This window comes from Streptomyces sp. NPDC048600 (assembly GCF_055587025.1).
Map to the genome: position 1 here is coordinate 322,060 of NZ_JBVJGZ010000001.1, position 19,211 is coordinate 341,270.

Annotated in this window: 14 protein-coding genes and 1 pseudogene; 6 read left to right on the forward strand and 9 right to left on the reverse strand. The window is 70.6% G+C overall.

Annotated elements, in window-relative coordinates; all coding sequences use genetic code 11:
• Positions 1 to 254: 254 nt before the first annotated feature.
• Positions 255 to 845, forward strand: coding sequence for a potassium channel family protein (locus tag ACZ6SQ_RS01360; protein ID WP_469555356.1), 591 nt, complete (start codon positions 255 to 257; stop codon positions 843 to 845).
• A gap of 82 nt (positions 846 to 927) precedes the next feature.
• On the opposite strand, the gene ACZ6SQ_RS01365 is transcribed toward ACZ6SQ_RS01360, so the two are convergent.
• The gene (locus tag ACZ6SQ_RS01365; RefSeq protein ID WP_469555358.1) at positions 928 to 2,025 is read right to left on the reverse strand and encodes an FUSC family protein; all 1,098 of its coding nucleotides are present in this window, start codon (positions 2,023 to 2,025) and stop codon (positions 928 to 930) included.
• A 210-nt stretch (positions 2,026 to 2,235) separates the two neighbouring features.
• Between ACZ6SQ_RS01365 and ACZ6SQ_RS01370 the strand changes: the two genes are divergently transcribed.
• Entirely contained in the window at positions 2,236 to 2,811 is a 576-nt protein-coding gene (locus ACZ6SQ_RS01370) for a ferredoxin (RefSeq protein WP_469555361.1), read from the forward strand.
• A gap of 100 nt (positions 2,812 to 2,911) precedes the next feature.
• On the opposite strand, the gene ACZ6SQ_RS01375 is transcribed toward ACZ6SQ_RS01370, so the two are convergent.
• Both ACZ6SQ_RS01375 and ACZ6SQ_RS01380 read right to left on the reverse strand, forming a co-directional pair.
• A complete protein-coding gene (locus ACZ6SQ_RS01375) occupies positions 2,912 to 6,193 on the reverse strand; it encodes a protein kinase (protein ID WP_469555363.1) in 3,282 nt (1,093 codons plus the stop codon).
• A 3-nt stretch (positions 6,194 to 6,196) separates the two neighbouring features.
• Entirely contained in the window at positions 6,197 to 6,859 is a 663-nt protein-coding gene (locus tag ACZ6SQ_RS01380) for a DUF7019 family protein (protein ID WP_469555366.1), read from the reverse strand.
• 261 nt (positions 6,860 to 7,120) lie between these two features.
• Between ACZ6SQ_RS01380 and ACZ6SQ_RS01385 the strand changes: the two genes are divergently transcribed.
• Positions 7,121 to 7,852 (forward strand): DUF7873 family protein, encoded by a 732-nt coding sequence (locus ACZ6SQ_RS01385; RefSeq protein ID WP_386376705.1) that lies wholly within the window; start codon positions 7,121 to 7,123, stop codon positions 7,850 to 7,852.
• A gap of 560 nt (positions 7,853 to 8,412) precedes the next feature.
• On the opposite strand, the gene ACZ6SQ_RS01390 is transcribed toward ACZ6SQ_RS01385, so the two are convergent.
• Together ACZ6SQ_RS01390 and ACZ6SQ_RS01395 are read right to left on the reverse strand one after the other, a co-directional pair.
• Positions 8,413 to 9,801, reverse strand: coding sequence for an FG-GAP repeat domain-containing protein (locus ACZ6SQ_RS01390; protein ID WP_469555369.1), 1,389 nt, complete (start codon positions 9,799 to 9,801; stop codon positions 8,413 to 8,415).
• 184 nt (positions 9,802 to 9,985) lie between these two features.
• A complete protein-coding gene (locus ACZ6SQ_RS01395) occupies positions 9,986 to 11,059 on the reverse strand; it encodes a PI-PLC domain-containing protein (protein WP_469555371.1) in 1,074 nt (357 codons plus the stop codon).
• A 394-nt stretch (positions 11,060 to 11,453) separates the two neighbouring features.
• Here ACZ6SQ_RS01395 and ACZ6SQ_RS01400 point away from each other — a divergent pair, with 394 nt between their 5' ends.
• The gene (locus tag ACZ6SQ_RS01400) at positions 11,454 to 12,716 is read left to right on the forward strand and encodes a hypothetical protein (RefSeq protein ID WP_469555374.1); all 1,263 of its coding nucleotides are present in this window, start codon (positions 11,454 to 11,456) and stop codon (positions 12,714 to 12,716) included.
• Positions 12,717 to 12,845: 129 nt separating this feature from the next.
• Here ACZ6SQ_RS01400 and ACZ6SQ_RS01405 read toward each other — a convergent pair whose 3' ends face one another.
• A complete protein-coding gene (locus ACZ6SQ_RS01405) occupies positions 12,846 to 13,775 on the reverse strand; it encodes an AraC family transcriptional regulator (RefSeq protein ID WP_469555376.1) in 930 nt (309 codons plus the stop codon).
• Positions 13,776 to 13,922: 147 nt separating this feature from the next.
• On the opposite strand from ACZ6SQ_RS01405, the gene ACZ6SQ_RS01410 reads away from it, so the two are divergent.
• The gene (locus ACZ6SQ_RS01410; RefSeq protein WP_469555379.1) at positions 13,923 to 14,567 is read left to right on the forward strand and encodes an NAD(P)H oxidoreductase; all 645 of its coding nucleotides are present in this window, start codon (positions 13,923 to 13,925) and stop codon (positions 14,565 to 14,567) included.
• Positions 14,568 to 14,693: 126 nt separating this feature from the next.
• On the opposite strand, the gene ACZ6SQ_RS01415 is transcribed toward ACZ6SQ_RS01410, so the two are convergent.
• The 3 genes and pseudogenes from ACZ6SQ_RS01415 to ACZ6SQ_RS01425 form a co-directional block, all read right to left on the reverse strand.
• A complete protein-coding gene (locus ACZ6SQ_RS01415) occupies positions 14,694 to 15,305 on the reverse strand; it encodes a DUF6185 family protein (RefSeq protein WP_469555382.1) in 612 nt (203 codons plus the stop codon).
• A gap of 35 nt (positions 15,306 to 15,340) precedes the next feature.
• A pseudogene (locus ACZ6SQ_RS01420) lies at positions 15,341 to 17,512 on the reverse strand (DUF6185 family protein); the annotation flags it as partial.
• A 127-nt stretch (positions 17,513 to 17,639) separates the two neighbouring features.
• Positions 17,640 to 18,221 (reverse strand): DinB family protein, encoded by a 582-nt coding sequence (locus ACZ6SQ_RS01425; protein WP_469555384.1) that lies wholly within the window; start codon positions 18,219 to 18,221, stop codon positions 17,640 to 17,642.
• A gap of 300 nt (positions 18,222 to 18,521) precedes the next feature.
• Between ACZ6SQ_RS01425 and ACZ6SQ_RS01430 the strand changes: the two genes are divergently transcribed.
• Entirely contained in the window at positions 18,522 to 19,112 is a 591-nt protein-coding gene (locus ACZ6SQ_RS01430; protein WP_469555387.1) for a mycothiol transferase, read from the forward strand.
• The last annotated feature ends 99 nt before the right edge of the window (positions 19,113 to 19,211 follow it).

Here is a 19,211-nt window from a genome sequence, read left to right on the forward strand (position 1 = left end):
CCTGGGGTCGTGGGCCGTGTACCCGCGGCGACGGGTGGGCGCGTTCGGCCTCCTCGATCAGGCCGTGCCGGCGGCCGCCGCGGTCTTGTGCGCGGTCCCTTCCTGTTCCGGCTCCGTCCGCGGGAGCGGCTTCGGCCATCGGTCTGGCCGATCGTGGTCGTAGGCCGGACCGCCCTGGGCTCGGCCACGGGCATCATGGGGCAGGACCGCCACAGGTCCTTCCGGGCGGCGCCCACGACGAAAAGGCGACCATCGTGACTCCAGGCAGTGGTAGTACGCCCCACGGCCGGGCCAGGCCCTCGGTCCGGAGGATCCTCTGGACCGTCGCCCGTGCGGTCGGCTCGGCCACCGTCCTGGTGACCCTGTACTACCTGCTGCCCCTGGACCACTCGTCCACGGCGGCGACCGTCACCATGCTCTTCGTCGGGCTGGCGGGTTTCGTCGCGCTGGTGGCCGCCCAGGTCCGCTCGATCGTCCGTTCCAAGCACCCGGGGCTGCGGGCCGTCGAGGCTCTGGCCACCAGCATCCCGTACTTCCTGCTGCTGTTCGCCGCCAGCTACGTCGCGCTGGCCGCGCTGTCGCCCGCCAGCTTCGGCGAGCCGCTGTCCCACAGCGACGCGCTGTACTTCACCGTCACGGTGTTCTCGACGGTCGGATTCGGTGACATCACCGCCAGGACGGAGACCGCTCGGCTCGTGGTCACCGTCCAGATGCTCGCCGACCTGGTGATCCTCGGTCTCGCCGTCAAGGTCGTCGTGAGTGCCGTCCGCCGCGGCCAGAAGCGCCAGAAGCGCACGGCCGATGCGTCCCGTGATGAGGATGAGGCCGGAGACCAGGGACGATGACGGCGAGCGGGCCCGACGCGGGAGACGCCGGGGCGACCTGGTGGGCTCCTGGCTGCCGACCTGCCGCCGCCCACCGAGGTGGTCAGAGCCGCCCGGTGTGCCCGGCGGGAGCGGCGGAACGCGGCGGTCGACCGCTCGTCGCCGTGCGCTTGGCCAGCAGTCCGGCCAGGTACGTCACCACGACGGCGATCCCCACCCCGGCGAAGGTGAAGCCGATCCGCCGTGCTTCCTCCGCCAGGTCCGTCGGATGCGGCAGCCCCTCCGCGATCAGCACGGTCCCGGCCACCGCCGCGATGTACCAGGTGTAGTTCACGGCGCGGATCGCCCCTGCGAGGCCGCCCAGGACCACGAGGATCACACCCATCGCGATCTTGTTGTCGAGGCCCAGCAGGACCACCGCCGCCAGCGCGGCACCGATCACCGTCCCGGTCAGCCGCTGCGCCGCCACCAGCGTCGACTGCTCCAGGCTCGGCTTCATCGCGACCAGCGCGGCGACCGGCATCCAGTCGGCGTTCGGCACCTCCAGCCCGAACGCGATCGCCACCGCGGCCGCCACGGCGACGGCCCGGATCACCGCGTACATGATCACCTTCCGGCTCAGCGGCATCGGCGTGGTGTCCCCCGGGAGCAGTTCCGCGCCGGTCTGCTGCCGCCCGGACCGTCCGCCGGCCAGCCACATCAGACCGATGTAGCCGATCATCAACGCCGACCCGACCAGCCAGGCCAGTGCCTGCGGCCAGGCACTGGTGTGCACGCCGTCCGCCCGGTACGCGCTGGGCAGCGCGAGCGCGATGAGGAACCAGACGTTCAGCAGCAACGCCGCGACGAACCGGTGCGTACCGTACGTCACGGCCAGGCCGGCCAGCACGGTGACCACGAACGCGGCCAGCACCACCCACCCCCATGCCTGCGCCCCCAGCCAGTAACCCAGCGCGGTCAGCAACGCCCCGGAAAGGGCGATGACGGCCAGTCGCGGCGCGCGGTAGGAGTAGCGGCCGCCCGGGTCGCACAAGCCGGTGAACAGCGCTGCCAGCGCCACGCTGACGAAGTACTTCTCCTCGCCCAGCGCGCCCAGGACGACCAGCGGGAGCAGCATCACCAGCAGAATGGAGATACCCCGCCGCAGATTGAACCCCTGCCGGTCGAGCTTGAAGATCGCCGAGGCTTCGAACCCGGTCATCGCTGACACCTCCGACCCGGGATCGGTGAACAGCCCGCACTGCCGGCGCTGACCCGCCGGGGCCGGTATGCGGCGGAACGAGCCCTCACTACGAGAATCCCCACTGATGCCCTTGACCGCGACCGCGACGGGGCGCGGACGGTGCGGCCGACCGCGACGGGAGTCTTCCGGCTCGGCCCGGGCGGCGTGACCAGCCATACGATGCCCCGCATGACGCTCTACTTCGACGCGACGGCGGTCCTGTTCGAGGCCCACCCGAGCTATACGGGCCTGTGGGAGGACCGACTCTGGCTCAACGTCCCGGGGCCGGTGTACGGGGGCGAGACGGACAACTGCGCGACAGGGCGGCTCGAGGCACCCGGCCATGTCCTCTACGGGGGCGAGCACTTCGGCGAGTACGTCTATCGCCAGCCGCGCACGTCCGACGACGTCAGGAACGTGCTCGGAGCCATCGAGGCGGATCCGTGGGGCGGTTACAACTGTGACGGGGATCAGTGGTGGACGCCGCAACTGGTCCGGGAGTGGTGGCGTGACCGCGGGCGGGTGCTGGAGTACCTCGGAGAGCAGTCGCGCGAGTGGGAGGCCTTCGACGCGTGGATGCCCGGACAGCGCGTGGTGGAGGGTGTTCGCGACTTCGCGGCGTACATCACGGGCGGCGCGGACTCCGGGAGTCTGGAGACGGACCTTCGGGTCTATCTGTACTGGCTGGAGGAGCACTGCTCGCCCACACCGGACGACGTGCTGCCCGGTCTGGCTCCCGTGCGGGTTCCACGTCGGCCGCTGTGATCTTCAACGGGAAGGACACGCCCGCACCGCGGCATCGTCACAGCGTGCGTCGGACATCCCCTGCACCTGCCCGACCTGCTGGTTTCCGGTGATCGGCGGGTCATCCGGGTGGGCGGGTGTACTCCCAGTCCAGGTCCCAGCACAGCACGGTGCCCTCGTTGTCGCACGAGGCGGCGTGGCAGCCGTCGGCGGAGAGGGCCACGCTGAAGACCGGTGTGGTGTTGCCTTCCAGGGGGCACACCAGGCTGCCGGTGCGGGCGTCCCACAGTCGTACCGAATGGTCGAGGGAGCCGGTCAGCAGCAGCGTGCCGTCCGGGGTCAGCGCGAGGCAGGTGATCGTGTCGGGACCGGCCCTCACCTCCAGCACCCGGGGCAGATCGGCGTGGCAGAGCCAGACGATGCCGGGGGTGCTGAACGGCCCGTGGGCGGCGGCTACGACGCGTCCGTCAGGGGTGGCCGCGGCGTGCAGGGTGTCGCCGTACAGCGGCAGTCGTGCGGTGAGCAGCCGCTGACCGTCCCGGGTGTCGAGGACTTCGGTGTGTCCGTCGCCGCTCACGACGACCAGGACGTCTCCCGACACGACGGCCGCCCGGTCGTCCGGGCCGGGAAACGCGTGCAACGGCCGCTGTGCGAAGCGGTCCCACAGCACGCTGAGCCCGCCGTTGTGGGTGGAGAGCGTCAGCGGGCCGTCCGGCGGGTCCAGTCGCAACGGTGCGCCGTGCGGGCGGTGGAGGGTCGCGGCACGGCGGGCCGTCGCCAGGTCCCAGACCATGTGCCCGCCGCGCGTGTCCGTGGTGAGGGCGTGCCTGCCGTCGGCGCAGATCACCGTCTTCCGCACCTCGGCGCCGTGCCCTTCGTCGGCTTGTGTGGCGTCGCCGGTCCGCAGGTCGTGCACGGTGACGTCGCCGGAGTAGGAACCCGCGACCAGTTGACGCAGGTCCGCGGTGAACGCGACCGGGCCCCGGGCCAGGCGCCGGTTCGTCCGGGTGCGCCACGCTCCCGCGAAGGCGGAGCGGCGGTCGGGTGCGCCGACGCGGCGCCACAGGGGTAGCAGCCGGGGATGGCGTCGGTGGCCGGGCAGGGCACGGATGGTCCGGAGCCGGTCGAAGGCGTCCGCGGTACGCCCGTCGTCGAGGAGTTCGGCCGCCCGTTCCAGGCCGGCGGCCGCGGTGCGGGCGTCCTCGATGAGATGGGAGGCGGCGCCGGGGCGGGCGTAGCTCCATGGCGCCGGAGGCCCGGCCGGCGCCGGCCGGACGACGCCCACCGATTCTCCGTCGGGGATGCTGAGCAGGGCGACGCGGCCGTCCGCGCTCACCGCGGCCTCGCTCCCCCTCGCGTCCTCCATCGTCGACAGGCACCGGTTTCCCTCCAGCAGCCACTGCTGCAGGCCGAACTGGTAGTCGGTGGACAGTGCGATCCGTCCGTCGTTCCTGACCGCGACCGGGCCGCCGCCCCACGCGTCCGAGCTGCCCAGGTCCCTCACCGCCATGGTCGTCAGGTCGATCAGCCGTACGGTGTTCCGATCGGTGAGCGCCAGCGCGTAGCGGCCGTCCGGGCTGAACGCGAAGCGACGGTTCAACCGGTCCATGGCACCCAGCAGTTCCCCCCTGCGCACGTCCCATACGCGCAGCAGCCACCGGTATCCGTCGAAGGCCGCCACCCGCTGCCCGTCGGCGACGACCGTCAGCGCGCTGCCGAACGAGTAGTCGTGATGCTCGGACGGCTCGCTGAGCACGCGCACGGTGTCGCCGAGGAGGCGCACCGAGCCGTCCGTCCCGGACACCGCGACCGTCGCGGCGTCGCCGCTCACGGCGACCTCTTCCACACCGTGCGGCGGCAGGACCCAGCGGCGCCGGCACCTGCCGTCGGCGGTGTCCCACAGCCGTACCCGGCCGCTCTCGTCGGCGGAGACCGCGACCCGGCCGTCCGCGCTCATCGCCACCGATTGCAGGGGCGCCTCGTGCCCGGCCAGCACGCGCACGGGCCGAACCGTGTCGAGGTCCCATACACGCAGGTCAAGCGTCTGGTGGGAGACCGCCGCCAGATGCCCGTGGGCACTGACGGCGAACACCGGCCGCCGCTTCAGGGTGCTGCGCTGCAGGACCGCGGGCGGGCGCATGGGAGCCAGCCGGTCGGCCTCGGCACGTGCCGCGACGACGTCAGGGGTGTCCGGCAGCTCGCCGAGGAGCCGCAGGGCACTGTCCCTGTCGCCGCGTTCGAGATGGATCAGGGCCAGCAGGTAGGTGCCGGTCTCCCGGCCGCCCTGGCCGGCGCGGACCGCTTCCATGTCGGCTGTGAGGTCCCGGTCGGTGATCGCACCCGCACGCCACCGCCGCAGACCGCGGTTGTACGTGGCGTGGGGATGGCGCGGCTCGACCTGCAGCGCGCGGTCCCACAGTTCATCGGCCCGCTCGGGGTCGCCCAGGTCCATCAGGGACAAGGCATGGTTGGACAGGCCGTCGGCCAGGAGCTGTGCCTCGGTGGGCTGTTCACGCGGAAAGGGCTCGCCGGTGGCGTCGGCGTAGATCCCCATCAGCTCCCGGGCGATGTCGCCGGGGCCGGACGGGCGTGCCGCGGGGTCCCTGGCGAAGCAGCTTCGCAGCATCTCGATCAGGGGTTCGGGCATGGGCGGGATGACCGGATCGTCCGTGCGCGTCACGAGGAACTGCTCGAAGACCTGGGCCGCGGCCTGCCCGAAATACGAGGGCGGTCCGCCGACGAACATCTCCCACACGCTCACCGCCCATGACCACACATCGCTCGCCGTGCTCAGCCGCTCGCCCCGCGCCTGTTCGGGAGAGCAGTAGGCCAGGGTCATTCCGGCGAAGGTGACCGACGGGTCCGCGCCCGGCCCGGCCGTATCCGGGCCCGGCGTCGACGAACGGGCCCGCGCCAGACCGAAGTCGGTGACCTTCACGGTGCCGTCGCCGGCCATCATCAGGTTGGCCGGTTTGACGTCCTGATGGACGAGCCCGCGCCGGTGCGCGTGCTCCAGACCCCACGCGGCCTGCACGGCGACATCGAGGAGCCTGCCGAGCACCGCCTGGCGGCCGCCGCGATACAGCCGCCGGTCGCGTACCGCGTCGGCCAGCGTGCCGCCGTCCACCCACTCCGCGAACACCCGCGGCAGACCGTCGATACGCCGCACATAGACGCAGCTGACCAGATGAGGGTGGGCGCCGAGCCGCACCCACGCGTCCGCCTCGTTCTCGAAGTCGGCCAGGTCCGCCGATGTGGCCACCTGTTCGGGCCGCGGCGTCTTCACGGCCAGGTCGATGTCCCACTCGCGGTGCCGGACCCGGTGGACCAGGCCCATCCCACCGGTGCGGATCACCTCCCGCACCTCGTAGACGCCGAGCACGACCTCCCCCGGGGCCCACACCGCCTAGTCCACCAGTGCGACGTACAGGGGCGTACCGAGCAGGACCGCGGGCCCGGCGTCCGGTGAACCGGGCACGTGCAACAGGCGCTTCGCGACGAACTCCACGCGCTGGGCCGGACCGGGCATGAGCTCGTTGGCCCGCTGCACCGCCTGCCCGGCCGCCGGCGTTCCTGTCCGCCTGGGCCGGTCCTCCTCCGCGGCGATCATGTCCACCAGCGCCTGGATCTGCGGGTCACCCGCCAGGCCGGCGAGCAGCGAGGGCGTCAGCGACCGGGGCAGCACCGGCTCCGACGGCGGCGGCGAACCCAGCACATGATGCGAGGAACCGCCCAGCCCCACCACCGTACGGACGCTCGCCCCACCGAACCACACAAGGCTCGGGTCCGCGGGGAACGGGCCCCAGCGCAGCCGCAGCACCCCCCGGAAGAACCGCCTCGGATCGTCGACCGTCCCGAGTTCCTCCTGGTCCTCCAGAAAGCGCACCAGCCGTTCCAGCCGCGCGCCGCGCTCCTCTTCCCCGGTGTCCTCGACGACGCGCCTGCCGCCCACGACCTTGAGGCTGACGTTCACCTCTGTGGTGCGCTTCTGGCGGAGTGCCGGGTCGATCTGCGCCAGCAGCATGTCGACTTTGCTGTCGCTCACATATAGGTAATAGCGTAACGACACCGGACGCTCCCGCCTCCTCAACTCCCTGCACGACAAGCCCCATTATCGCGGCTCGTCCCCACCGCCGCACGCCTGCGACGCGGCACGCGACGCAGGCCGGGATGCCGCACCCTCCGGCCGCCACCGCCCTCGCCCACGTCAACCGCGTCATCGGTCAGGCTCGTTCGCCCGTCACCCGCCCTCTCCGGGGGGCCGGAGAAAATCATTCGCACGCGGGAGTACGCGGTGAGGTATGTTCCTGCTGTTCGAAGGGGGATCGCAGTGGCGAAGCTGAACCAGATCATCGCCGTGGAAAAGGGCGTCAAGAGCAAGTCGTTCCAGGACATCACCACGGCTCATCACAAGGTGCAGAAGCCGGCTCTGCTGGCCGGCATCTCGCGTACGTACCAGCCGAAGGACGAGGAGGGCGAGCAACTGCCGCCCGAGTCCACACGGGTACAGGTGCAGGCGGAGGACGTACTGCGCGAGATGTCCGCGTCGCTGACCCGCCTGTTCGACGTCACGGCGACCAAGGACTGGGCCAACTGCGCCGCCCGCGCGGACGTCACCGTCGACGGGCGGACGGTCGTCTCGGACGTCCCCGTCAGCTATCTGCTCTTCCTGGAGAAGCAGCTCACCGATCTGCACACCTTCGTGAAGAAGCTGCCCGTGCTGGACGCCGCCGAGTCCTGGGCCCTCGACCCGTCGACGGACTGGTGGAAGACGGACCCGGTCCGTACGATCCGGACGAAGAAGGTCCCGCGCAACCACGTCAAGGCCGAGGCGACCGACAAGCACCCGGCGCAGGTCGAGGTGTACTACGAGGACGTGCCCATCGGGTACTGGACGACGGTGAAGTTCTCCGGAGCACTCCCCGCACGGCGGGTCAACGAGCTGGTGGAACGCGTCGAGAAGCTCCAGCAGGCGGTCAAGTTCGCCCGTGAGGAGGCCAACGGCGTCGACGTCACGGACCAGCGCGTCGGCGACGCGGTGTTCGGCTACCTGTTCGGCTGACGCCGGGAACAGGTAGCATCCCCGATCGCCCCCGCGTGCGAGCGTGGGGGTGCGCAACCAGGCGCGGGCCGGAAATGAGGACCGGCTCGCGTGATGAGCGCAAGCTGAAACTGAAGTTCAGCCTGAATACACGGTCACAGTGGAGGTTCGAGTCCTCCCCCCGGCACAACGCATCACAGGCCGGGGTAGCCCAACCTGGCAGAGGCAGGCCGTATCAATCTCAGACTCTCGCTCCAGCTTCAGCATTCGCCGCCGATCGCCGGATCGAGCGGGGACGGACGAGCGCCGTCGGATGCGAGTTCGACTCTCGCCTGCACCTCTTACGCGGTGCGGTAGTTCAAAGGCAGAACACGACGGCATGATGACTGATCCGTCCTCTTAAACGCCACCGGCGTGTGCAATTGGGTGGCATCCCCAGGGGCCCGGGAGCTGGATACGACTCCCGGGCTCCGCCACGTTCCGGCGCCCGCCGCCCGCCGCCCGCCGCCCGCCGCCCGCCGCCCGCCGCCCGCACGAGCATCTACGTGCGGACGGCCCGTACCCCATCGGCTGTCGCCTGCTCAGTCCCGGGACCAGACCATGACGCTGTCGGACTCGAACACGGTGAACACGGCCTCGTTACGGGGCGGCCGGCTCAGGTCGAGGTCGGTGACCATCGCCCCGCCCGCCTGGCCTGCACCGGTGGCCAGGACATGGGTCTCGAAACGGCGGTCACCCACCTGCTCCAGCCAGAACAACCGATCGTCGCCGTCCCCGGACACCAGCAGGTCGATGTCACGGTCTCCGTCCATGTCACCGCTGCCGAACACGCCCGGTGCGGCCTGGCCGGGCCGACCTCGCGCGACGATCCCGCTCGACAGCGCGGTCGGGGCCCAGGGGGCACGCGGGTCGGCCGGGACGGAGAACGAGACCACCTGAGACGCGGGCTCGGCCGAGCCCGGCGGGAACACGGTGTTGGTGTGATTGGAGCCGACCCAGACGGTGCGCCCGTCGCCGTACAGGTTTCGGACGGCCCGCAGCTGAATCGCCCGGCCTTGGGTCGTGTCGATCACATGCGGCGTGAAGCGCCCCACCGGATGCTCCGCGCTGGCGGCCCCGCTGCGCTCGAGCCACATGAAGGCGGCACCCGGCTCGAAGTACTGCGCGGAGGCGACGTCCAGATCGCCGTCGGAGTCGACATCCGCCACGACCGGGAGTGCGCCCCCGCCGGGCGCGAGATCGACGGGCTCCGAACTGAAGCGTTCGGGTCCGTCTACGCCCCGAAAGACCTGGATCCACGCGCCGGCCGCAGGACGGCCCTCGATCCTGACGACTGGCTCCAGCGACTCTCCGACGGTCACCAGGTCCTTGCGGCCGTCCCCGTCGAAGTCGACCAGCACGACACGGTGGTAGAACAGGGCCGAGCTGCCCGGCGGCACGATGTCATGCCGCTTCCAGACGCCACCGGGGCGGTGCTCCCACCAGGTGAGGGACCCGCACAGTTGTGTGCAGCGGATGAACCCGCCCGGCACCACCACGTCGCGGTCACCGTCGCGGTCGACGTCCGCGACAGCGGGTTCGTTGGGAAAGGGAATCGCTGCGTCGGTGTCGAAGACCAGGCGTTTCGACCAGGTGCCGGCGTCCCTGCCGGTCTGCTGGTACAGGGCGAGCCTGCCGGCCGCCGGTGGGATGGGCGGCCCTCCCGGGACGGTCTGGAAGTGACCGAATCCCGTCACGACGAGTTCCCTCCGGTTGTCGCCGACAACGTCGCCGGCCACGGCGAAGGCCGCGCCTGGCAGCGACGCATCGACCGTGTGCGGGGAGAACGACGCCTGCGCGGGAGCCCCTGGTGAGGCATCGGCGGGGAGGGCCGCGGCCAAGGCAGTCAGGGCGATGATCAGGGCCGTCGCCGGGCGCGTCAGTCTGGACAAAGAGCCTCCTCCATTTATGTTGTGCACATGACATAACACGAGCTGAAGTCAAGTGCTCGAAGGAAGGCCAAAGACGGCGCTGGGACGGCAATGGATCACGCCAGGACGAAACGAGCGTCCCACCCGGGCTTGTGCGCTGTGCCTCGGCGCGGCCTCTGTGAGCCGCTGGCACTGATCATGGGCTGGCGAGTGTCAGTCGCGGTCCGTCTGCCCAGACTGCCGCTCAGCGGCTCGCGTTGAGCTCTGTGACGATCGACGCGGGTGTGTGACCGCTGCCGTCGGACAGGCGGTGGAAGTCGACGGAGACGAAGTTCGGTTCCCGGCCTCCGGTAGCGGTCCGGCACTCGTTGGCGATGCGGTTCCTCAGCTTGGCGCCGTTGTCCAGGGCCGCGGTCAGGACGGTGGGCACGTTGCGGTGGTGGCTCATGGTGAACAGACGCCGGAATCCGGGCTCTTGGCGGTTCAGGGGGACGTCGGCCCAACGGCTGACGCAGCTGAGGTCGTTGCCCAGGTCTCCGAGGCTCCAGAAGTTGCTCACCGTCCAGGACTTGTCGTACATGACGCCCAGGTGTTCGCGGTCCGGGCGGTCGGAGAAGATCAGCAGCCGCTTGCCGGAGGTGACGAGGTCGGCCACCTTCGGCCAGCCGTTCTGCCGGACGCCCCAGTCGTCGGGGCGGAGCAGCATCTCCTGCAGTCCCCTGACCCGGCTGAGGGAATGGCGCAGTTGGTCGGCGCTGACGTAGTCCTCGAGGAAGATCGAAACGACTTCCTGCGGGTGGGAGGCGAGGAAGTCCACGACCGTCTGCATCGTGCCGTGGAACGTCTGCCGGGGCAGGGCGTACGTGACGCCGGCGAACGTCTTGCAGTCGCCGTGGCACAGGTACACGTCGCTGGGGTAGCAGTCGCTGCCGAAGCTGATGACGCAGAGCCAGGTGCTGCGTTCGTACCAGTGCGTGTCCAGGCTCAGGCCTCGGACGCCGTTGTCGAGCTGGGCGCGCACGGACTCCGACTGGTTCACCGAACTCCAGCGGGAGTCGCCGTAGTTGGTGAAGGCATTGTGGGTGGTGAGGAAGGAGACTTCGTCGACTCGACGGTCTCCCCAGCGGGCCACGGCTGCCGCGGAGGGGGCGGATCCGGTTCGGACGGACTCTGCGGGCGTGGACGGAGGCGAGGGCGCGGCGGCCGCGGCGCTCGCGAAGCCCAGCAGGGCGAGCAGGGCGAGCAGGGCGAGCAGGAGAAGGAGTACGAGCGAGCGTCGGCGTGCTCTACGTGACATGCCCATGCCTGAGTCCATCATGGGCGGAGGGTAGCGTGCGGCGCGTGAATCCGCCCGTACGTGGACGCGCATGACCGGATTCATGCGCCCGGTCGCTCAGGCCTGCCGGGATCCGGCGACATCCTCCTGGGCGCGGAGCACGGAGACTGACTGGCTGCGTCAGATCCGCTCCTTCGTCTCCGAACACGCCCCCGTCGTGACCGCCCCGAACGAGCCCTGAGCTGCGGAATCAAGCACTCCGGCGCTGTTGCGAAGCAGTGACGAACCACCTATGGATCATGGATGAAGCTGGGGTGAGGATAGGTGCACCGCCGACCGCCGGGGGGACTCGGACAACCGAGAACCGGTCGGAAGCGGATCGCCTTTCGCACGTCGCTCTTCTGCCGCGTCCAGTGATTCCTTGGGGGAAGTCTTCATGTCCGCTCGTCTCGCCGCAGCCCGCCGTACCCGTACCGTGGCCGCGGCCGCCGTGGTCGCCGCTGTCTCCGGTACCGCCTTCGTCCCGGCCTCCGCGAACGCCGCGGAGGGGACGGGCAAGCCGCTCACGATGACGCTCGGCGCTCCCGCCCCCGACAGCAAGGTCGAGCGCGGCAAGGACACCCGGTCCATGACGCTGACGGTCACCAACTCCTCCGACAAGGCACAGGACTTCAAGGCATGGCTGCCCGGCACGCCCGAGGGACCGAGCCCGATGCTGAAGGACTCGGTCGTCTTCGACGTCACCGCGGTGGACGCCCCGGCCACCAAGTCCGCGACAGGCCGTCAGGACGGTCAGTGGCACGGCCTGTTCTTCCCTGCCTCCGGCAACGCCTCCTCCGCCTTCTCCGTCCCGGCACACGAGGAGTTCACCTGGAAGGTCACCTTCGGGCTGGGCGCGGGCTACCCCACGAACGACGGCGACTTCACCCTCACCGCCCAGCCGCTGGGCGGCAATGTCACGGCCGACCCGGCCCGCAACACGGTCGTCTTCGACACCGAGCCGGCGATCGAGCCGGGCACCCTGGAAGTGCGGCTGGACCCGACCGCCGGTGTCGTCCTGCGCCCGGGCGAGCACGCCGAGATGGCGCTGTCCACCCTCGCCACCGGCCCCGGCGAGTTCCCCGCCGAGATCGACCGCATCCTGGTGATCGATGCGGGCGAGGACATGGACTTCGGCCTGGAGGCCAAGGTCGGCGACAAGACCGTGAAGCTCGCTGAGCCCGCCCCCAACCGCTTCGAACTGCCAGCTCTCCCCAAGGGCTTCGGCTCCGCCGCGGGCAGGGACATCCTTGAGCTGAACCTCTCCCTGGACAAGGGCTCCAAGGTCGCGAAGGACGCCCAGGTACGGCTCCACGCGCTGTACGAGATGGAGGAGGGCCAGCCGTTCGTCGACTCCCTCGCCGATGCCCGGATCCGCCCGGCACAGGTTTCCACCGGCTCGCCGTCCCCCTCGACGCCGCCGTCCACGCAGCCGTCCTCGACGCCGTCCGACTCCGCGTCCTCCGGCGCGACCGCGAGCCCGTCCACCTCCGCGACCGCAGCCACGGCCGGTGGGTCCTCGGGTGGTACGACCGCCAACGGCGCTCTCGCCTCCACCGGCTTCGGCGCCGCCCTGTACGCCACCGTCGCAGGCGTCCTGCTCGCACTCGGCTTCGCGGCCGTCTCAGTCGTCAGGCGCCGTCGCTCAGACGCCGTCTGACGCCGAACACATGCAAGGGGCCCGGAGGTTCACTCACCTTCGGGCCTTCCGCATGCCGCCGCTTGCCAGGCACCTGGTCGCTGCCGCTAACAGCCTCGACACCACCCCTCCAGGATTCTGCGGCCCGGGTCACGCCGCAGCAGCGCGGAACACACTGGGGCTCACGCCCTTGTGGCGCTTGAAGGCGGCGCTGAAGCCGAAAGCGTCGGCGTAACCCACGGTCTTCGCGATCTGCGCGAGGCTGAGGTCCGTGTCCGCAAGCAGTGCCTCGGCGTCGTCCATACGGCACTCCGTGAGGTAGGCGAGCGGTGGTCGACCCATCAGCTCGGTGAAGCGTCTGGCGAACAGCGCCCGGGAGACGCCGGCTTGCGCGGCCAGCGACGCGACCGTCCAGGTATCGGCGGGCCGGCCGTGGAAGGCGTGCAGGGCGGGCGCCAGGACCGGGTCGGCGAGGCCGCGATACCAGCTCGGAGCGTCGGAACCCGCCTGGTCGAACCAGGTGCGCAGCGTGCACACCAGTGCCCAGTCGAGAAGCCGGTCCATCAGCGCCTGCGAACCTGATGAGAACCGGGCGGCGTCGGCGGCGGAGTTCTCCAGCCAGGCGCAGACCTCGGCGTCCTCGGTGACCACCAGGACGGGCGGCAGCGCGCGCAGAAGCCGTTCATGGCGATGGCCGGAGGCACGGTAGGCACCCACGATGAGCGCCGTGGCTCCGCCCTGGTCGGCACCCCAGTGAATGCCGCCGAGTTCCTGGCCCGAGCACGGGGCTTCTGTGGTGAAGCAGTTGATCTCGTACTCCGCGTGGGGGCGGTGGACGGCGCCGGGCTCGTCCGCGAGAAGGAACGGCGCGGGGCCGCGCACGATGGCCGTGTCGCCCGCGGCGATCTCCCGCTGGGTGCCGTCGGGCAGCAGCAGGGTGCCGCCCCCGCGCAGCACGGTGACCATGGTGAGCGGTGCGCCGTCGGCGAAGCGGATGGTCCAGGGCGCCGTCAGGACGGCATGGCTCACGACCGAGCCTTCGGCGCGGATGCCGCTCAGCAGCGAACTCAAGGGATCCATAAGGGAATCGTAGACGGTCTCCTATGCTTTGGAGACTTTCTCCCATGGATCATCTACGCGGCCGCGGCTGTACTGGACTCACCGAACACATCGAGCCCATCGGGAGACACTGTGCCGCAGCACGGCAGTGACACCAGAACAGCCCTCGTGGTCGTCGCACACCACCGTAGCGATTCCCTCACCGCGCACACGGCCCACCGGGCGGCCGCCCGGCTCGAGGCCGCCGGATACCGCATCGACCTGCTCGACCTGCACGCCGAGGGGTTCGACCCTCGGATGAACGTGGAGGACCAGCCGGACTGGGGCAACCGGGAGAAGACGTACTCACAGGAGACGCACGCTCATATGCGGCGCATTCTCGCCGCCGACGTCGTCGTCGCCGTCTTCCCCGTGTACTGGCAGAGCGTGCCCGCCGTCCTCAAGGGATGGATCGACCGGGTGTGGAACTACGGGTTCGCCTACGGCCGCAGCAAGCCCCGCCTGGCCGGCAAGCGCATGCTCTGGCTCGGTCTGGCCGGCGCCACCTCCGACGATCCCATCGCGCAGGGGATGCAGGCCGTCCTCGAAGCCAACCTGAGTGAGGGCATCGCCTCGTACTGCGGGTTCTCGCACTCCTCCGTGGGCCTGCTCCTCGACGCCGAGGAGCGACCGCAGCGCGTCGATGCCGAAGGCAATCTGCTCGTCGGCGACGCGGTCGCCGGGGCCGAACGGGAGGCCCAGTACGCCGACTTCGACCGTCGGACCCTGAAGTTCGTGGACGAGTTCCTCGCGACCGAACCAGTGGCGGCCTGAGGGCCCAGGCCGCTCGGGCTGACCGGCAGCACCGCCGGCCGGCCCGAGCAGCACCATCCCGCGGCAGCGGCCGCTGACAGCGCCAACGCGTCCTGTCCCCCGGGGACTTCCGGTGTCGCGAGCCGGTCACTTCGTCACGGAGCCGCCCCCGGACGGCGGAGCGTCGGAACCCGCGAAGAACTGCCACAGCGTGATCACCGCGACGACCTGCGCCAGGATCCACGCGATCTGCAGGGAGAAGAAGCGCATCTGGTAGACGGACAGCAGCAGTTGGATCCGAGACGGCCAGAAGGCACGCTCCCCGCGGAACGTGTCGAGGTCCATCGCCAGGGCTGTGAGGGTGAGGACGAGCAGGACCGCCGCCGCAGCGAGTGCGAGGACGTCCTGTTCCTCACCGAGCAGATGGTTGCCGATGGCGAACAGACCGATCGGCACCGCGTACGCCACCGCCAGAGGCAGTGCTTTCATCGGGCCGCGCCGTCCGGGGAGCCCACGCCACAGCGCACCGAGGAGGAAGCCCGCCGAGGCGAACGCGAACACCCAGGAGGCGACGGACCACACGACCTCGGGGAATCCGAAGGGGCCGTACAACGTGCCGTTGAGCGCATCGCCGCGCAAGGTCTGTGCCCAGGTAAGAATCCCGGCGAAGGGCAACGAGACGAGCGCGGCGTACCGGGTGGCCCGTAGCGCGTTCTCCCACCAGGTGTCCCGGGGGCCGAGCGCGAGAACCGCGTCCACGACCGTGACCCCCGGCGGGAGCGCACGCTCCCCGGCCGCCCCGGCCGCCCCGGCGACCCACCCGGCCCGCTCGCCCAACGCCGCAGGTTCCCCAGCTCGCTCTCGATCCGCTCACGGTCGACGACGCCTTCGTCGGACTGCCCGTGGTCGAGCCGGCGTAGCTTGGCGAGCTTCTCCCGGTGCCCCCGTGCCGCCGCGAGCAGTACGGTGCGGTCTTCCGGGGTCACCATGTCCCCGAGCCGTGGCCCGCTTCCGGCCCGGCGGCTCAGCACAGCCCGCTGGGCCCCCACACGCAGACACACGGCCAGGGCAGCCAGGTCCATGAAGAACCACAGCAGCGCGGGCGCACTGTTCGCCGCGTAGATCCCGAGGAAGAGCACCACGACGGCGGGATAGGACACAAGCATCAACCACAGCTCTGCGCGGCCCGGCTCGGTCCGGAACACCGGGGTCCGCCCGGTGGGTGCGGAGTAGTCCGTACGCCGGCGCGAGGCCGTGTGCAGGAACGCGAACAGGGCGAGGGCCGTCAGGACCCACAGTTTGCCCGTCCACCAGTCGAACGTCTGGTCGGCGGACCACAGCAGCCCGCTCCGCAACTCGGCCCAGTGCCAGGCCCCGTACCCCTCGTTCCGGGGGATGAAGGTGCCGTCGTCGCTCACCAGGGGACCGTACGTCGGGTTGACGAAGGCACTCGGCCAGCTGCCCCGCAGCCAGTCGCGCTCCTTCGCGATGGCCTGGCACACCCCGATCAGGATCACACCGCCGGCGGAGATGACGAGCGCCCTGCGGAGGGGGAATCCGGCACCGGGGTCGCGGAGGAGCCTCCCGTCGCGCATCAGCCGCCAGGCAGCGGCCCAGGTGCCCAGCACCAGGAGTGTGAACCCTGCGCCGGCAGCCACGCCCACAGCCGCCACGGTGTACCAGGCATGGCCATGCGCCTCGGGGCTGACGAACGTCGGGGCGTCCAGGCCGACCGCGCCCGGCACGACCCCGGGTACGGCCGCCGGCAGCGCGAGCACGCCGCCCACGACGAGCAGTCGGCGGCCCGCACCGGCGAACATGACCAGCACCAACCCCGCCAGCGCGGACAGCCACCACGCGTGCACGGCGAAACGCGCATGCTCGGCCCACTCATCGGGGTTGTCGAACACGCCTGCGGCGATGAACACCATTCTCGGCGTGTTGACCAGCAGGGAGATGCAGAACAGGGCGGCGCCCCAGTTGCTCAGGTTGGCCGAGACTCGCTTCTCGACAGGGTCGAGCAGCCGGTGCTCGCGGCGGTAGAGGTTGGTCGCCCGCCACAGCGCCCAGGCGACCAGGAGGTCCCAGAGCAGGTACCCTGCCGCGTCGACCACCCCGAAAGGCGCGTTGTCGTCCTGCGCGGACCAGCGCCGGGGCCAGGACGCCTCCATCCTCACGGTGACGGGCCGCTCCGGCCGCACGGAGGTCCACACCAGCCCGTGGGCGCCCTCGCCCCTGGTCGGGCGCGGTGTCGCCATGGAGACCCCCGGCCTGCCCGGGTCCACGACCACGCTCTGCCAGCGCACGGCACCGAGGCTCTCCGGAGGCGTGAACCGCACCTCCCACCAGGCCTGTTGGACGTCGACGGTCCACGGCCCTACGAGGAGCTTCCGCCGCTGGTCCACCCAGGTGTGGGCGCGGATCTCCACGGTCACCGACTTGGAGCCGGGCTTCACGACCGGTTCGCGCGAGCGCCATTCCTCCCAGCGCGTTCCGAACCGCGAGGCCTCGCGTACCAGACACCGCATCGCCAGCCGGTATCCCTCGCTCCGCGGTCCGAACAACAGCTTGTCGGCGTGCTTCCAGGACATCGGAACGGTGACCGTCAGGTCGCTGGTCGCCTTCGTGTAGGTCCGGCCCTCATGGTCGAACGTGACCCGGGCCCGCCCGGTCGCCCCGTCGAGGCCCCGCGCAGCGCAGTCGGGCACGGCCGGCAGGTCTTCGGCCCGTCCCGTAGCCGGCCACAGGAGTACGTGCCCGACGAGAACCCCGCACAGGAGTACGAACAGCAGACTGGTCCCCCGACACCTGCGCACCTGGTCGACCGCCCCCTCTCCCCCGCCCCCGACCGATTCGGCGTGGGCCCCCTGGGCGGCACCGTCCTCACCCCCATGGCCCGTGTCCCGTCCCCAGCGGGTCGAGGACACGGTCCAGTTGACGCGCCACCACGAAGGCCTACTTTCCACAACAGGCCTTCATGGCAAACGTTCTCGCCGCATTCCGCGGCGGGCCACAGAGCGAGGACGGCGGTGAGGACGGCGGTGAGGACGGCTGCTTCCTCACCCGTGGCCGACCTGGTCTGCGTTGCGCTGTTCAGCCCGTCGGGGCCTGCCAGGGCTGGAACCACGGGTCGGGCCACTCTTCGGCTGCGGCCATCAAGGGGAACAGGGTGGCGCCGTCGATGGTTTCGCGGATGATGTCGGCGTGACCGCCGTGTCGGGAGGTCTCCTCGATCAGGTGCAGCAGCACCCAGCGAACGGACCAGTTCTTCACGTCGGCGGGGAACCATGGCAGTCCCTGCGGGACGGGCACGGCCTGGCCGAGATCGGCGATTCCGGCGATCACCGCGTCGGTCTCCCGCGCTGCGGCCTCGTACTGGTCGAGCACCTCCGCCAGCGTCTCCTCCACGGTGAGCACGAACTCGGCGGAGTCGCTCTCGTCCGCCGTCCGTTGTGGGCCGCGTTGCCGTTGGAGGATCAGGTCGGTCCAGCCGGCCTCGCAGCGGGCGGCGTGCTTGATGAGACCGCCGATGCTCAGTTCACTGGCGGTGGGCGTCGTCCTTGCCTGATCGTCCGTCAGGCCGTGGGCCGTGGCGCGCAGCGCCTGGCGCTGCTGGGTGAGGTAGGCGAGCAAGCCTTCGCGTTCGTCGGCGATCGGCGGTACGTGTGCGGGCATGCCGCTGACCCTCTCTCCTTGGGAAGGGATGGTCAACCCTCCCGATGCAAATCGTTTCATCTTCTTGCGCAAGCCCAGAACGCGCCGCCGCCCGCTCAGAGCCAGTCCCGCGCCACCCATCCGACGTTGCCCGCATCGCTGATGGTTGACCCCCAACTCCTCCCCCCACCGGGGCCATGGCCGGGCGAGCCGGTCCCGGATTCGAGGAGCAGGTCGGTCGACCCGTGTACGTCAACGGGGAGCGGCGGTAGGGTTGAATGAAACTTGCTGCAACTCATTGCACCGCGAGAGGGGCCAGTCGTGCCGAGAGTCGTCCCGCCCGTCGCCGATGAGCGCACAGCGCTGACCGCGTACCTGGCCCATCAGCGGCGAGCGCTGCGGGCCACCGCCTACGGTCTGACCGACGAGCAGGCTCGGGCGGCGGCCTCCGCCAGCTCGTTGAGCATCGGCGGGCTGATCAAGCACGCCGCACGCTGCGAAGGCTTCTGGACCGACCTCGTCGTTCAGCGGCAACACGCGGCGCGGCAAAGGGCGGACGAGTCGGGCGGGGACGAATTCCAGCTCGCCCCGGAGGAGAACCTGGCCGAGGCACTGGCCGCGTATGCAGCGGCGGCCGAGCGGACTGACGCGGTGATCGCCGGCATACCGGACCTCGGGCAGGCCGTTCCTGTGCCGCAGGGGGCTCCATGGGTCCCCGCAGAGGTCAAGGAGTGGTCGGTCCGCTGGGTCCTGCTGCACTTGATCGAGGAGACGGCACGGCACGGCGGTCACGCCGACGTCATCCGCGAGAGCATCGACGGCGCGACCTTCGACCCGCTGCTCGCCGCGGCCGAGGCGTGGCCCGATCCATGGGTCCGGCCGTGGGAGGCCGCGTCTCCGAGGGTCGGTTGACAGCAAATGGGCGCAGCCCGCCGCCGGGCTCCCGGCGGCGACCGCACGCGCCGTCAGCTCGACGTGATGCTCGTGTCCTTGGCGCGAGGAGGGAAGGTC

What these genes read in the sequence shown, in the direction of transcription:
- ACZ6SQ_RS01400 (WP_469555374.1), top strand. Translation starts at nt 11,454, where the DNA reads ATGTCCGCTCGTCTCGCCGCAGCCCGCCGTACCCGTACCGTGGCCGCG.
- ACZ6SQ_RS01370 (WP_469555361.1), top strand. Translation starts at nt 2,236, where the DNA reads ATGACGCTCTACTTCGACGCGACGGCGGTCCTGTTCGAGGCCCACCCG.
- ACZ6SQ_RS01365 (WP_469555358.1), bottom strand. Translation starts at nt 2,025, where the DNA reads ATGACCGGGTTCGAAGCCTCGGCGATCTTCAAGCTCGACCGGCAGGGG.
- ACZ6SQ_RS01395 (WP_469555371.1), bottom strand. Translation starts at nt 11,059, where the DNA reads ATGATGGACTCAGGCATGGGCATGTCACGTAGAGCACGCCGACGCTCG.
- ACZ6SQ_RS01405 (WP_469555376.1), bottom strand. Translation starts at nt 13,775, where the DNA reads ATGGATCCCTTGAGTTCGCTGCTGAGCGGCATCCGCGCCGAAGGCTCG.
- ACZ6SQ_RS01425 (WP_469555384.1), bottom strand. Translation starts at nt 18,221, where the DNA reads ATGCCCGCACACGTACCGCCGATCGCCGACGAACGCGAAGGCTTGCTC.